Below are 14,448 nucleotides of genomic sequence, written 5' to 3' on the forward strand. Positions count from 1 at the left end.
TGCATTTGATGCACAGCTTATCCACAGATCAGGCGGTTTCGCCCAGACGGCTCAACTGCGGCTCTTCGCCACGCAGTTCGGTCTGTTGCTGGCGTACCCACTGAAAAGCACGTTCGTTGAGCTCGGCGATGGCACGCGGCCCTTCGCCTTCTGCGTACATCGGCTGGCCGATGATCACCTGGATAGTGCCCGGGCGCTTGCCCCAGCCAGCCTTGGGCCAGAACTCACCGGCGTTGTGTGCGATGGGCAGTACCGGCAGGCCGGCATTCACCGCCAGTGCGGTGCCGCCGCGGGAGAACTTGCTGATCTGGCCTGGCGGAATCCGCGTGCCTTCGGGGAACACCAGCACCCAGGCGCCCTGCTTGAGGCGTTCGTCGCCCTGCTTGGCCAGTTGCTTGAGCGCCGCCTTGGGGTTGCTGCGGTCGATGGCGATGGGCTTGAGCAGCGCCATGCCCCAGCCGAAGAACGGCACGCGCAGCAGTTCGCGCTTGACCACCTGCGACAGTGGCTCGAAGAGGCCGGAGAGGAAGAAGGTCTCCCAGGTACTCTGGTGGTTGGCGAGGATCACGCAGGGGCGCTCGGGGATGTTCTCCAGGCCGCGCACTTCATAGCGAATCCCGACGATCACCTTGGCCAGCCACACGGCGCAGTTGCACCAGGCCTGAACGACGAAGCGGTAGCGTTGGCGGAACGGCAGCAGCGGTGCGACCACCAGGCTGATCAGGCACCAGAAGAACGAGCTGGACGACAGCAGCAGGTAGAAAAGCGTGACTCTGAATGCCTGCACTAGCGCCATGAACCTTCACACCTTATGAGAGCAATTGATCGGCGACAGCCGCCAGATCATCGAATACCAGGGTTCCTGGCGGCAGTGGCTTGGCCAGGGTGCGTTCGCCCTTGCCGGTTTTCACCAGCACAGGCTGACAATCGACGGCCAGCGCGGCCTGCAGGTCACCGCTGGTATCGCCGACGAACCAGATTCCTGCCAGTTCCGTGGCGTAGTGCGCGGCGATCTGCCGGAGCATGCCAGGTTTCGGTTTGCGGCAGTCGCAGCCATCGTCCGGCCCGTGCGGGCAATGGACGATCAGGCCGACCTCACCGCCCTGCTCCGCCACCAGCTGGCGCAGACGCGCGTGCATCGACTCCAGGGTCGCCAGGTCGTAATAGCCACGGGCAATGCCGGACTGGTTGGTAGCCACGGCCACCGTCCAACCGGCTTGCGACAGGCGCGCGATGGCGGCGATCGACGAAGGGATCGGGATCCACTCGTCGAGCGTCTTGATATAGGCGTCGGAGTCTTGGTTGATGACACCGTCGCGGTCGAGGATCAGCAGTTTCATGCAGCCACGCCAGAAGCAGAGATGGAAACGACCGCTGGCCGCGAAAACCTTCGCGGCCAGCGCCTGGCGTCAGCCCAGTACCGAGATGTCCGCCACGCCGAGGAACAGCCCGCGCAGGCGGGCCAGCAGGGCGTAACGGTTGGCGCGCACGCGCGCGTCTTCGGCGTTGACCAGCACCGCCTCGAAGAAGGCGTCCACCGGCTCGCGCAGACCAGCCAGTTTGGCCAGGGCCTCGTTGTACTGGCGGGCGGCGGCCAGGGGCTGTACGGCCTGGTCGGCCTGCTGGATGGCGGCGTGCAGGGCGAACTCGCTGGGGTTGTTGAAGTAGTGCGCTTCGACCTGGGCGGCAACGCCACCTTCGGCCTTGCTCAGCAGGTTCGACACGCGCTTGTTGGCGGCGGCCAGGGCAGCGGCCTGCGGCAGCTTGCGGAAGGCCTGCACGGCCTGCACGCGCTGGTCGAAGTCCAGCGGCGAGGTCGGACCCACCGCACGCACCGCCTGGTACACGGCGACTTCGATGCCTTCGTCTTCGTAGCGCGCACGCAGGCGGTCGAAGATGAACTCCAGCACCTGAGCAGCCAGACCGTCGGTCTTGATCTTGCCGGCGTACTGGGCCACGGCGAAGTCGACCGTAGTGGCCAGGTCCAGATCCAGGCCCTTCTCGATCAGGATGCGTAGCACGCCGAGGGCGGCGCGACGCAGGGCGTACGGGTCCTTCGAGCCGGTCGGCAGCATGCCGATGCCGAAGATGCCGACCAGGGTGTCGAGCTTGTCGGCCACGGCCACGGCAGCGCCAGTCAGGGTGCTCGGCAGTTCGGCGCCGGCACCGCGCGGCATGTACTGCTCGTTCAGGGCCAGGGCGACGTCCTGCGGCTCACCGTCGTTGAGCGCGTAGTAGTAACCGGCGATGCCCTGCATCTCGGGGAATTCGCCGACCATCTCGGTGGCCAGGTCGCATTTAGACAGCAGGCCGGCACGGGCGGCGCGCTGGGCGTCGCCACCGACTTCGCGGGCGATAAAACCGGCGAGCGCCGATACCCGCTGGGCCTTTTCAAATACCGAACCGAGCTGGGCCTGGAACACCACGTTGGCCAGGCGCTGGTTGAAGCCTTCGAGCTTCTGCTTCTTGTCCTGCTTGAAGAAGAACTCGGCGTCGGTCAGGCGCGGGCGCACCACCTTCTCGTTACCCGAGACGATCTGCGCCGGGTCCTTGGACTCGACGTTGGCCACGGTGATGAAGCGCGGCAGCAGCTTGCCGTTCGCATCGAGCAGGCAGAAGTACTTCTGGTTGTCCTGCATGGTGCTGATCAGCGCCTCCTGCGGCACCTCGAGGAAGCGTTCCTCGAACGAGCAGACCAGCGGCACCGGCCATTCCACCAGGGCGGTGACTTCGTCCAGCAGCGCCGGCGGCACGATGGCCGTGCCCTGCTCGGCCGCAGCCAGTTCGTCGACGCGGCGGCTGATGAGCTCGCGGCGTTCGGCGAAGTCGGCCAGCACGTAGGCGCTGCGCAGGTCTTCGGCGTAGTTGGCCGGACTACTGATGCGCACGTCACGGTTGGCGTGGAAGCGGTGGCCACGGGACACGCGACCAGCCTTCTGCGCGAGGATCTCGCAGTCGACCACGGCGTCGCCGAACAGCATCACCAGCCATTGGGTCGGGCGCACGAATTCGTCGCGGCGGGCGGCCCAGCGCATGCGTTTCGGGATCGGCAGGTCGTTCAGCGAGTCCTGCACGATGGTCGGCAGCAGGTTGACTGCTGGCTGACCAGGGATGTGCTGGGCGAAGCGCAGTTTCGCCCCGCTGCGGTCGATCTCGGCGATATCCACGCCGCACTTGCGGGCGAAGCCCAGGGCGGCCTGGGTCGGGTTGCCGTCGGCGTCGAAGGCGGCCTGGATGGGCGGACCGTCGAGGTTCATGCTGCGGTCGGCCTGCTGCTCTTCGAGCTGCTCGACCAGCACTGCCAGGCGACGGGGCGCGGCGTACACGCGGCTGGCGGCATAGCCCAGGCCGGCGGCCTTGAGGCCTTTCTCGATACCGGCGAGGAAGGCCTCACCGAGGCTTTTCAGGGCTTTCGGTGGCAGCTCTTCGGTGCCCAGTTCGACCAGGAAATCTTGTGCACTCATGCTTGCGCCTCCAGCTTGGCCAGTACTTCGTCACGCAGTTCGGGGGTGGCCATGGGGAAGCCGAGCTTGGCGCGCGCCTGCAGGTAGCTCTGCGCTACCGCACGGGCCAGGGTGCGCACGCGCAGGATGTACTGCTGGCGCGCGGTCACTGAAATAGCGCGGCGGGCGTCGAGCAGGTTGAAGGTGTGCGAGGCCTTGAGCACCATCTCGTAGGTCGGCAGCGGCAGCTCCAGCTCGATCAGGCGATTGGCTTCGCTCTCGTAGAAATCGAACAGCTCGAACAGCTTCTCGACATTGGCGTGCTCGAAGTTGTAGGTGGACTGCTCCACTTCGTTCTGGTGGAACACGTCGCCATAGGTCACGGTGCCGAACGGGCCGTCGGTCCAAATCAGGTCGTAGACCGAGTCGACGCCCTGCAGGTACATGGCCAGGCGCTCCAGGCCGTAGGTGATCTCGCCGGTCACCGGGTAGCACTCGATGCCACCGACCTGCTGGAAGTAGGTGAACTGGGTGACTTCCATGCCGTTGAGCCAGATTTCCCAGCCCAGGCCCCAGGCGCCGAGGGTCGGCGATTCCCAGTTGTCTTCGACGAAGCGGATGTCGTGCACTTCCGGGTCGAGGCCGATGGCCTTCAGCGAACCCAGGTACAGCTCTTGGAAGTTCTCCGGGTTGGGCTTCAAGACCACCTGGAACTGGTAGTAGTGCTGCAGGCGGTTGGGGTTTTCGCCATAGCGGCCATCGGTGGGGCGACGCGAAGGCTGCACGTAGGCGGCGTTCCAGGTCTCCGGGCCGACGGCGCGCAGGAATGTGGCGGTGTGGAAGGTGCCGGCGCCCACTTCCATGTCGTAGGGTTGCAGCACCACGCAGCCCTGCTCGGCCCAGTAGTTCTGCAGGGCCAGGATCAGGTCCTGGAAGGTGCGCACGGCAGGCTTGGTCTGGCTCACGAAAAAATCACCTGTGGAGGCTTGCGAGGGAAAGCCGGGGAGTATATCGAAACTCGGCGCAGGCCGCAGGGTACGGCACATCGGCATCATTCAAGTCACATTAGACTGTATTTATATCCAGTTATTTTGCCGCTATAGTCGTCGCTTCGACCCCCGACCGAGGCTTACCGCCATGCCCCGCTGCTTCTGGTGTACCGACGATCCACTGTACCAGGCCTATCACGACGAGGAATGGGGCGTGCCGCAGCGCGATGCCGGCCATCTGTTCGAGATGCTGCTGCTCGAAGGCGCGCAGGCCGGCCTGTCGTGGATCACTGTGCTGAAGAAGCGCGAGCGCTATCGCCAGGTGTTGCATGGGTTCGATCCCGAGCGTCTGGCGCGCTTGAGCGATGAAGAGATCGAGGTGCTGATGCAGGACCCCGGGATCATCCGCAACCGCCTCAAGCTCAAGGCCGTGCGGCAGAACGCCCAGGCCTGGCTGAAGCTGGAGGATCCGGTGACCTGGCTCTGGTCGTTCGTCGGCGGCGAACCGAAGATCAACCACTTCAGCGACCGCAGCCAGATGCTGGCAGTGACGCCTGAAGCCGAGGCGATGAGCAAGGCGTTGCGCAAGGCTGGCTTCAACTTCGTCGGACCGACCATCTGCTATGCCTTCATGCAGGCCACGGGTATGGTGATGGACCACACCACCGACTGCGACCGCTATGCGCAACTGAAGGGCTCATGACCACCATCACCACGCTGGATGAATTGCAGGCACTGTACGGCGAAAGCCACGAGCGCTCGCGGCGTAAGGAGTTGCCGCGGCTGATCGAACCCTACCGCGCGCTGATCGAAGCCTCGCCCTTCGTGGTGCTGGCGAGCGTTGGCCCGGATGGCCTGGATTGCTCGCCGCGTGGTGATGCGCCGGGCTTCGTGCAGGTTCTCGACGACCAGACCCTGCTGCTGCCGGATCGCCCCGGCAACAATCGCATCGACAGCCTGCGCAATATCGTGCTCAACCCGCAGGTGGCGCTGCTGTTCCTGATTCCGGGCGTCGGCGAGAGCCTGCGGGTCAACGGCCGTGCCGAAATCTCCCTCGACCCCGAGCTTCTGGAACTGGGCCGTGCCCAGGGCAAGCTGCCGCGCAGCGTGCTGCGCATCCATATCGACAGCTGCTACTTCCAGTGCTCCAAAGCGGCGGTGCGTTCCGGTCTGTGGGATGCATCGCGCCAGGTGGTGCGCGCCAGCCTGCCAAGTGCGGGCGACATCTTCCGCTGCATCTATGAGGAATTCGACGTCGAGGCCTACGAGCGCGATCTACAGCAGCGGCTGCGGACGAGCCTTTACTGACTGAGCTGGCCCTGGTCGTTACGCCTTGTCTCACCAACGTTTTTGAACGTCCTGTTAAACTGGGCGCTTTGCAGAAACGCTTGGAGTCTCTCGTGGAAAAACTCAAGGGCGCCCTGGTGGTCGGGTTCCTGCGTCTGTTCGCACTGCTGCCCTGGCGCGCCGTACAGGCCGTGGGCAATGCCATCGGCTGGCTGATGTGGAAGCTGCCGAACGGCTCGCGTGACGTGGTGCGCATCAACCTGAGCAAGTGCTTCCCGGAGCTGAATCAGGCCGAGCTGGACAAACTGGTCGGGCAAAGCCTCAAGGACATCGGCAAGACCCTGACCGAAAGTGCCTGCGCCTGGATCTGGCCGGCGCAGAAATCGCTCAAGCTGGTGCGTGAAGTGGAAGGCCTGGACGTGCTGCAGCAGGCGCTGGCGTCCGGCAAGGGCGTGGTCGGCATCACCAGCCATCTGGGCAACTGGGAAGTGCTCAACCACTTCTACTGCAACCAGTGCAAACCGATCATTTTCTACCGCCCGCCGAAGCTCAAGGCGGTCGACGAGCTGCTGCAGCAGCAGCGCGTGCAGATGGGCAACCGCGTCGCGCCGTCGACCAAGGAAGGCATCCTCAGTGTCATCAAGGAAGTACGCCGTGGCGGCGCCGTGGGCATTCCGGCCGACCCGGAGCCGAGCCGTTCGTCGGGTGTGTTCGTGCCCTTCCTCGGTACCACCGCGCTGACCAGCAAGTTCGTGCCGGGCATGCTCACCGGTGGCAAGGCGGTCGGTGTGTTCCTGCATGCGCTGCGTCTGCCGGATGGCCGCGGCTACAAGGTGATCCTCGAGGCGGCCCCCGAAGGGATGTACAGCGAGAACGTCGAAGAAGGCGTGGCGGCGATGAGCGAAGTGGTGTCGCGTTACGTGCGCAACTACCCGAGCCAGTACATGTGGAGCATGAAGCGCTTCAAGAAACGCCCGGATGGTGAGGCCAAGTGGTACTGACGTACTGCCACTGAGCACGATGATGAACGAAGGCGCCTCGATGGCGCCTTTTTTCTGTCGAGCGTTGGGAATTGCTTCGATTTTGCGTTATTAAAGGCTGCATCGTCCGCCTACCCCCGGAGCCGTCATGCCGAACCAGCGCCAGCAGGTGCGTACCCCGATGAAGTGCCGGATCAAGATCAGCCACCCCAGCTTCGGCGAGCTGTTGGCGCAGACTCGTGACCTGTCCGATAGCGGTGTCTACGTGAAGCATCCGGACATGGCCAGCTTGTCGGTCGGCACCGAAGTGATCGGCCAGGTGCAGGATTTGCCCTTCCCTGCGCCGGTATTGAAGATGGAAGTGATGCGCGTGGATGCTGAAGGGGCCGGCCTGAGGTTTCTCGGCGAGGCCTGAACGGAGCCAGCCAGTTCGGACATTCGCAACGAGCGTTTCGGCTCAATGGAACATTTTGTTACATCTACACTCTGATCTAGGCCTCACTCCGAGGTGGCGTCCATCAGAGGCGTTTTCGACATGAGTCGAGCGGTATCCGAACTCCCCGTCCAGGGCGCTGATGCGCCTGATCTTCTTCCTCCTTCACAACCCGGCTGGTTGCAACGCAACCGCCAACTGATCGGTCTCGGTCTCTCGCTGCTGTTGTTCGGCCTGGCGCTGGTCGCCTGCTGGCACCTGGTGCGCGAGATCAACCCGGATCAGGTGCGTGAATCCCTGGCGGCCGTGCCGCCGCAGGCCTTGCTCGCCGCCTTGCTGGCCACCGTGCTGGGCTTTTTGGTGATGCTCGCCTACGAGTGGTCAGCCAGCCGCTATGCGGGCGTCGACCTGCCGCCGCCGACCCTGGCACTCGGCGGTTTCTGCGCTTTTGCCATCGGCAATGCGGTGGGCCTGTCGGCGTTGTCCGGTGGTTCGGTGCGCTACCGCCTGTACGGGCGCAATGGGCTGAGCGCGGGCGATGTGGCGCGTATGAGCCTGTTCGCCAGCCTGTCGCTCGGCGTCAGCCTGCCGATCCTCGCAGCATTGGCGGCGCTGTTCGATCTCGAGGATGCCTCGGCCGCGCTGCACCTGTCCGAGCCGGTGCTGGCGGCGTTGGCTGTTGCCATACTGGTCGCCGCCACGGCCGTGGTGCTGCTGGTCAGCCGCAAACGCCTGGCCGAGTGCCCCGCGCCCGGCTGCTGGCAGGTGGATCTGGGACGTTTCAGTCTGCGTCTGCCGGGCCTACGCATGAGCCTGACGCAGTTGTTGATCAGCAGCCTGGATGTGCTGATTGCCGCCAGCGTGCTTTACCTGTTGTTGCCCGAGGCTCCGCCTTTCTCCTCCTTCGTGCTGGTCTACATGCTGGCGCTGGCGGCCGGTGTGCTGAGCCATGTACCGGGCGGTGTCGGGGTGTTCGAGGCAGTGCTGTTGGCGGCCTTTTCCTCGCGCATCGACCCGGCCGGTCTGGTCGCGGCGATGCTGCTCTATCGCCTGCTCTATGTGGTGCTACCGCTGGTGGCGGCCGGGCTCCTGCTGCTGGCTGCCGAGGCGCGCCGCTTGTGGTTTCCACGGCAGGTGGCGCGCGTGGCCAGCGGCATGGTGGTGCCGCTGCTGGCGCTGCTGGTGTTCTGCGCCGGTATGGTGCTGCTGTTCTCCGGGGTGACCCCCACTGTGGATGAGCATCTCGAGGCCCTGGGCTTTCTCATGCCACCGCAACTGATCGCTGCCTCGCACCTGGCGGCCAGCCTGGTGGGCACGCTTTGCCTGTTGCTGGCGCAAGGGCTGCGCCGGCGCCTGTCGGCGGCCTGGGCACTGACCCTGGTGCTGCTTTGCCTGGGTGTGGTGCTGTCATTGCTCAAGGGCTTCGACTGGCCGGAGGCCCTGGCCCTGGCGGCCATCGCCGGCTTGCTGGCGCTGTTTCGCCGCGAGTTCTACCGGCGCAGCCGGCTGATGGACGTGCCGGCATCCGGCCTGGCGCTGGCGGCCACGGCTGGAGTGATCGCCGCCTCGGTGTGGCTGCTGCTGTTCGTCTATCAAGATGTCGCCTACAGCCATCAGCTGTGGTGGCAGTTCGAGCTGGATGCCAACGCCCCGCGCGGCCTGCGGGCCGCACTGGGCAGCGCCCTGGTGCTGTTGGCCGTCGGCCTGACCTGGCTGTTGCGCGCCACACCACCGAGCATCAGCCTGCCGGACAGCGAGGCGTTGCTGCGTGCCCGCGCCATCGTTCAAGCCTCGCGCCAGCCGGAGGGCAGCCTGGCCCTGAGTGGCGACAAGGCGTTGCTGTTCCACCCTGATGGCGAAGCGTTTCTGATGTACGCGCTGCGCGGCCGCAGCCTGGTTGCACTGTTCGATCCTATTGGCCCGGCGGCGGCACGTGCCGAGCTGATCTGGCAGTTCCGTGACCTGTGTGACCGCCACCATGCGCGGCCGGTGTTCTACCAGGTGCGCGCGGAGAATCTGCCCGGCTATATCGACATAGGCCTGACCGCGCTGAAGCTCGGCGAAGAGGCGTTGGTGGACCTGAAAACCTTCGATCTGGCCAGCAACGGCAAGGAGATGAAGGCGCTGCGCTATACCTGGAATCGCGGTCAGCGCGATGGCCTGAGCCTGGAGTTCCATGCCCCCGGCCAGGTGCCGATGGCAGAGCTGCAGGCGATCTCCGATGCCTGGTTGCAGGGCAAGAACGTACGCGAGAAAGGCTTTTCCCTGGGCCGTTTCAGCCCCGAGTACCTGGCGCACTTTCGCGTCGTGGTGGTGCGTTTCGAAGGTCGTGCGGTGGCCTTCGCCAACCTGCTGGAATGCGAGACGCGCGCTGTGGCCAGCCTCGACCTGATGCGCGTGCTGCCGGATGCGCCGAAGTCGACCATGGAATTTCTCATGCTCGGCCTGATCCAGCAGTTCCAGAGCGAGGGCTATGCGCGCTTCAGCCTCGGCATGGTGCCGCTGGCCGGTCTGCAGACGCGCAAGGGGGCGCCGCTGCCGCTGCGCCTGGGTGCGCTGGTGTTCGACCGTGGTGAGAACTTCTACAACTTCCAGGGCCTGCGCCGCTTCAAGGACAAGTTCCTGCCGCAGTGGGAGCCGCGTTACCTGGCCGTGCCGGCCGGGCTCGATCCTTGGGTGGCATTGGCCGACACCGCCACGTTGATCGCTGGCGGCCTGGGTGGACTGGTGAGGCGCTGAGATGAGCAGGACGACAAGGAGGCTGGGTGGGTTGTTGCTGGTTGTGGCCCTGGCTGCAGGCGCAGTGGGTTGGTGGTCGATGCGTGCGGTACCGCATCTGCAGACGGTGCAGATACAGGGCAACTCGGCGCAACTGCTGAGCCAGGGGGACGCGCGTCAGCGTGTGCTGCTGCTCGCGCCTGCCGACCAGGCGCTGGACGAAACCACGCTACGCCGCTTTGCCGAAGTCGGCGATCTGCGCCTGCTGCAACTGCCCTTCTCGCCTGGCGACTGCAAGGCGCAACAGCAACTGATCAGCCTGGCCAGCGAGGAACTGAGCGGCGCCCCGACCCTGGTGGCCGGTATCGGCCCGGCAGCGGCCTCGGCCTGGCGCTGGCTGGCGGCGCAGCAGAGCGATGAGGCCCAGGCGCTGTCGGTCGGCTTCGACCTGGCCAAGCCCGATTGCGCCGAGCCATTGCCGAACAAGGCCGAGCACGGTCACTGGATCGCCCTGTGGAACGACAATCCGGGTGACGACAACGCCCGCTTCCTGCGTGAACAGTCCAACGGTGAGCCGCGTATCGGCGCGCTGGGCACGCCGCTGCCGACGCTGCTGGCCGATCAGTTGCAGCGCCTGCTCGCCAGTCAGGGCGCGGCTATGCCAGTGATCGAGCATCCTTCGGCGCAGCCGGCCGAAACTCTGACCCTGTTCTATTCCGGCGATGGCGGTTGGCGTGACCTCGACCGCGCGTCCGCCGAGCACATGGCCGCGGCCGGTTATCCGGTGGTGGGCATCGACACCCTGCGTTACTACTGGCAGCACAAGAGCCCGGAGCAGAGCGCCGCCGACCTGTCTCGGCTGATGCAGCAGTACCGCGACAAGTGGCATGTGCAGCGCTTCGTGCTGGCCGGTTATTCCTTCGGCGCCGACGTGCTGCCGGCGATCTACAACCGCTTGCCGGCCATCGATCAGCAGCAGATCGACGCGATGCTGCTGCTGGCCTTCGCCCGTAGCGGCAGTTTCGAGATCGCCGTCAGTGGCTGGCTCGGCAAGGATGGTGCGGAGGCGCCGACCAGCCCCGAACTGCGCAAGGTGCCGGCGGCCAAGGTGTATTGCATCTACGGCAGCGAGGAGACGGCCGAGAGCGGCTGCACCGAAGCCGGCGCTCCGGGGGAGCACCTGATGATCAAGGGCGGACACCACTTCGACGGTGATTACGCTGCGCTGGCGCAGAAGATGCTGGCGGCGATCAAGGCGCGCCAGCCGCGTTAGTCCCGCTGACGCATACCGATTCTGTAGGAGCGGATTCATCCGCGAAAAATCGCGGCTAAAGCCGCTCCTACAAGATTGCGCGCAGCAGGGCGTGAACCCATCCTCAATTGGCCTCGTTCACCGCACTCAGAAACGCCTTGGTTCGCTCCTGCTGTGGGTTGCCGAACAGTTGATCCGGCGTGCCCTGTTCATGGATGCAGCCCTGGTGAAAGAAGCACACACGGTCGGCGAACTCGCGGGCGAAGCCCATCTGGTGGGTGACCATCAGCATGGTCAGGTTGTGCTCGCTGCCTAGACGGCGGATGACATTGAGCACCTCGCCGCACAGTTCCGGGTCGAGCGCCGAGGTCACTTCGTCGAACAGCATCACCTTGGGCCGCATCGCCAGCGCACGGGCGATGGCCACGCGCTGCTGCTGACCGCCGGAGAGCTGCAAGGGGAAATGGCGCAGCTTCTCGCCCAGGCCGACCATTGCCAGCAGGTCCTCGGCGCGTTCGGTGGCCTCCTTCCTGCCCATGCCGAGCACCTGCATCGGCGCCTCGATCACGTTTTGCAGCGCGCACATGTGCGGGAACAGGTTGAAGCTCTGGAACACCATGCCGATCTTGCCGCGCACCTTGCGCTGGTGGCTGGCGCTGGCGGGCACCAGACGACCGTCGCGGCCGGGCATGTGGGTGAGAGGTTCGTCGTCGACCGAGATCACCCCTTCGTCGATGCTCTCCAGAGTCATCAACGCGCGCAGCAGGGTGGATTTGCCCGAACCGCTGGGGCCGATGATCGCCACCTTTTCGCCGGGGGCGACGTCCAGGTTGAGCTTGTTGAGCACGGTGAGATTGCCGTAACGCTTGGTCACGTCGGTGAAGCGAACGATGGGCTGGGGCATTGAGGAACTCCCGGCAGCGTCTGTGGAGTTGAGGAAAGCAGTCATCGGGCAGTGACCTCCAGCCGATCTTCCACGCGCCGCACGCACCAGGCCAGGGCCAGGCTGAGCAGCAGGAAGAAAAGACCGACCATGGTGATGGGCTCGAGGTAGCGGAAGCTCTCCGAGCCGATGTTCTTGGCTTGCTGCATGATCTCCACCACGGTGATGGCCGACAGCACCGGGGTGTCCTTGAGCATGGCCACCAGGTAGTTGCCCAGCGCCGGCAGGATCGGCCGCAGTGCCTGCGGCAGGATGATCTGCCGGTAGGCCGACAGCGGCGACATGTTCAATGCCGTCACCGCTTCCCACTGGCCACGCGGCACGGCATCCAGCCCGGCGCGATACACCTCGGCGGTGTAGCAGGCGTAGTGCAGGGCGATGCCGAGGATGCCCGCCTGCAGCGCGGTGAGATTCAGGCCGTAGTTGGGGAACACGTAGAACAGGAAGTACACCTGGATCAGCAGCGGCGTGCTGCGGATGAACTCGATCAGCCCGGCCACCGGCCAGGACAGCCACAGGTGCTTGCTGCGCCGGGCGATGGCCAGCAGCAGGCCGAGGACGATGGCGATGGCAAAACCGGCGAAGGTGATCAGCAGGGTATTGAGCGAGGCCTTGAGCAGATCCGGGAGGATGCTCAGGGCGAAATCCCAGTCGAAGAAATTCATTGCAGGCCTCCGCGCATCCGGCCACGGCTCAGGCGTTTTTCCAGCAGGCGCATGCCGAGGTTGATCACCTGGGCCATGACGAAATACAGCAGCAGGGTCAGGGCGAAGATCTCCAGCGTCATGAAGGTCGCCTGATCCAGCTGACGGGCGCGGAAGGCCAGGTCAGACAGGGTGATCAGCGATACCAGCGAGGTGTTCTTCAGTAGTTCGATCAGCAGGTTGGTACCTGGTGGAATCGCCGCCAGCAGCGCCTGCGGCAGGATGATGCGCAGGAAGCGTTTCGAGGGTCGCATGTTCAGTGCCGTACAGGCCTCGTACTGACCCTTGGCCACCGAGCGTATCGCGCCGCGCATCACTTCCGCGCCATAGGCACCGATATGCAGGCCGAGGCCGACGACGGCCACGGTGAAGGCGCTCATCTCGACGTTGAATGGCGGCATCGGCAGCACGAAATACAGCCAGAACAGCTGCACCAGCAGCGAGGTGCCGCGAAAGATTTCGATGTAGGTGATCGCCAGCCAGCGCAGCGGGCCAATTGGCGACAGCCTGCCCAGGGCAGCGATCACCGCGCTGACGATGGCCAGCAGCGAGCCCCAGAAGGTGACTTGCACGGTGACCCAGGCGCCTTGCAGCAGCAGGGGAAGAAGATCGGTCATGGATGTCTACCGCTCTATGCAGGGAAATACACCACGCACCTGGGTGCGCGGCGTTACCCGTGCATTACTGGCCGCAGAGTTCGGCGGCGGTCTTGTCGGTGATGTTGGACTGGTCGAAGCCGAAGGGCCCCACCGTGGCCAGGTGCTCTTCGCTGCCCAGCCACTGCTTCAGCTCGGCATTCACCGCATCGCGCAGCTCCTTGTCTTCCGGGCGGAAGGCCAGGGCGCCGTAACCGGTATGGGCCGGATCGTCCTTGAATTCGGCGATGGCTTCGACGCTGTCGCCGCCCTTGTCGGCCAGGCCCTTCATGGTCAGCTGGGTGCCGACGGCGGCATCGGCACGCCCGGCGCGCACGGCCTGCAACTGTGCGGTGGTGTCCGGCACCTGGAGGATCTGGTCGTTGGTGATGCCGGCGCTGCGGGCATAACCCAGGTTCACCGTGCCGGACATGATCGCCACCTTGGCCCCACTCTTGGCGATGTCTTCGTAGCTGTGCAGGCCCTTCGGGTTACCGGTTTTCACCAGTAGGGTGTCGGGCAGTTGGTAGTGCGGGTCGGTGAACAGCACCTGCTTGCAGCGCTCGGGGGTGATGTACATGCCGGCGGCGATCAGGTCGAAGCGGCTGGCGCGAAGGCCGGGGATCAGCGAACCCCATTCGGTGAGCACCGGGTTGATCTTCTCGACGCCCATGCGCTCGAAGATCTTCTTGACGATCTCCGGTGACTCGCCGGTAACGCTGCCATCGAGAGCGGTGTAGGCGAAGGGGGTTTCGTTGGCGTAGCCGATGCGCACACTGCTGCTGTCCTTGACCTTGTCCAGGGTCGAGGCCTGGGCGCCGGCGGCGAGGCCGGTGAGCAGGGTGCAGGCCAGCGCGAGGCGGCCGAAGCGGGAGGGGATAACGCTACTCATCTTGGTGTTCTCCTGTTTCTTGTAGTCCGCCAACGGCGGCGTGCTGTGTTAGGAGGCAGGTAAATCAAGAGCGTTGGAGCGCTGTTCACGCCAGGTGGTAATTCTTCTGAGGTGCCAAGGCACTGTTTTCCACCCTTGGCCCGAGCATACAAAGGCTTTTTTGGCTACGGCA

Annotated in this window: 14 protein-coding genes; 6 read left to right on the forward strand and 8 right to left on the reverse strand. The window is 64.9% G+C overall.

Annotated features, from left to right (window positions below):
• Positions 1-28 precede the first annotated feature (28 nt).
• The 4 genes from BLS08_RS01020 to glyQ all read right to left on the reverse strand — a co-directional run bounded on the left by BLS08_RS01020 (position 29) and on the right by glyQ (position 4,408).
• Positions 29-796: a lysophospholipid acyltransferase family protein gene (locus BLS08_RS01020; RefSeq protein WP_017676286.1), complete on the reverse strand. Its 768-nt coding sequence runs from the start codon at positions 794-796 to the stop codon at positions 29-31.
• 13 nt (positions 797-809) lie between these two features.
• Entirely contained in the window at positions 810-1,340 is a 531-nt protein-coding gene (gene gmhB, locus BLS08_RS01025) for a D-glycero-beta-D-manno-heptose 1,7-bisphosphate 7-phosphatase (protein WP_017676287.1), read from the reverse strand.
• Between the two features lie 69 nt (positions 1,341-1,409).
• Positions 1,410-3,464 (reverse strand): glycine--tRNA ligase subunit beta, encoded by a 2,055-nt coding sequence (glyS, locus tag BLS08_RS01030; protein WP_017676288.1) that lies wholly within the window; start codon positions 3,462-3,464, stop codon positions 1,410-1,412.
• Entirely contained in the window at positions 3,461-4,408 is a 948-nt protein-coding gene (glyQ, locus tag BLS08_RS01035) for a glycine--tRNA ligase subunit alpha (RefSeq protein ID WP_017676289.1), read from the reverse strand. Before glyQ ends, glyS begins: the two co-directional genes overlap by 4 nt.
• A 172-nt stretch (positions 4,409-4,580) precedes the next feature.
• Here glyQ and BLS08_RS01040 point away from each other — a divergent pair, with 172 nt between their 5' ends.
• The 6 genes from BLS08_RS01040 (at position 4,581) to BLS08_RS01065 (ending at position 11,123) form a co-directional block, all read left to right on the forward strand.
• Positions 4,581-5,135, forward strand: coding sequence for a DNA-3-methyladenine glycosylase I (locus tag BLS08_RS01040; protein ID WP_017676290.1), 555 nt, complete (start codon positions 4,581-4,583; stop codon positions 5,133-5,135).
• Positions 5,132-5,740 (forward strand): pyridoxamine 5'-phosphate oxidase family protein, encoded by a 609-nt coding sequence (locus tag BLS08_RS01045; protein ID WP_017676291.1) that lies wholly within the window; start codon positions 5,132-5,134, stop codon positions 5,738-5,740. The genes BLS08_RS01040 and BLS08_RS01045 overlap by 4 nt, the downstream gene beginning before the upstream one ends.
• 92 nt (positions 5,741-5,832) lie before the next feature.
• Complete coding sequence (locus BLS08_RS01050; protein WP_017676292.1) at positions 5,833-6,720, forward strand: lysophospholipid acyltransferase; 888 nt, start codon at positions 5,833-5,835, stop codon at positions 6,718-6,720.
• A 127-nt stretch (positions 6,721-6,847) separates the two neighbouring features.
• A complete protein-coding gene (locus tag BLS08_RS01055; RefSeq protein ID WP_017676293.1) occupies positions 6,848-7,114 on the forward strand; it encodes a PilZ domain-containing protein in 267 nt (88 codons plus the stop codon).
• Between the two features lie 120 nt (positions 7,115-7,234).
• Positions 7,235-9,871, forward strand: a complete 2,637-nt coding sequence (gene mprF / locus BLS08_RS01060) for a bifunctional lysylphosphatidylglycerol flippase/synthetase MprF (RefSeq protein ID WP_033377395.1) — start codon at positions 7,235-7,237, stop codon at positions 9,869-9,871.
• A 1-nt stretch (position 9,872) separates the two neighbouring features.
• The gene (locus BLS08_RS01065) at positions 9,873-11,123 is read left to right on the forward strand and encodes a virulence factor family protein (RefSeq protein ID WP_051037276.1); all 1,251 of its coding nucleotides are present in this window, start codon (positions 9,873-9,875) and stop codon (positions 11,121-11,123) included.
• 103 nt (positions 11,124-11,226) lie between these two features.
• Here BLS08_RS01065 and ehuA read toward each other — a convergent pair whose 3' ends face one another.
• From ehuA to ehuB, 4 genes are all read right to left on the reverse strand, one after another.
• A complete protein-coding gene (gene ehuA, locus BLS08_RS01070; RefSeq protein ID WP_017676296.1) occupies positions 11,227-12,006 on the reverse strand; it encodes an ectoine/hydroxyectoine ABC transporter ATP-binding protein EhuA in 780 nt (259 codons plus the stop codon).
• Positions 12,007-12,047: 41 nt separating this feature from the next.
• A complete protein-coding gene (ehuD, locus tag BLS08_RS01075) occupies positions 12,048-12,710 on the reverse strand; it encodes an ectoine/hydroxyectoine ABC transporter permease subunit EhuD (RefSeq protein ID WP_017676297.1) in 663 nt (220 codons plus the stop codon).
• Positions 12,707-13,366: an ectoine/hydroxyectoine ABC transporter permease subunit EhuC gene (ehuC, locus tag BLS08_RS01080; RefSeq protein ID WP_017676298.1), complete on the reverse strand. Its 660-nt coding sequence runs from the start codon at positions 13,364-13,366 to the stop codon at positions 12,707-12,709. Before ehuC ends, ehuD begins: the two co-directional genes overlap by 4 nt.
• 64 nt (positions 13,367-13,430) lie before the next feature.
• A complete protein-coding gene (ehuB, locus tag BLS08_RS01085; RefSeq protein WP_017676299.1) occupies positions 13,431-14,276 on the reverse strand; it encodes an ectoine/hydroxyectoine ABC transporter substrate-binding protein EhuB in 846 nt (281 codons plus the stop codon).
• Between the last annotated feature and the right edge of the window lie 172 nt (positions 14,277-14,448).

It is taken from the genome of Ectopseudomonas chengduensis, from assembly GCF_900102635.1.
GTDB lineage: Bacteria > Pseudomonadota > Gammaproteobacteria > Pseudomonadales > Pseudomonadaceae > Aquipseudomonas > Aquipseudomonas chengduensis.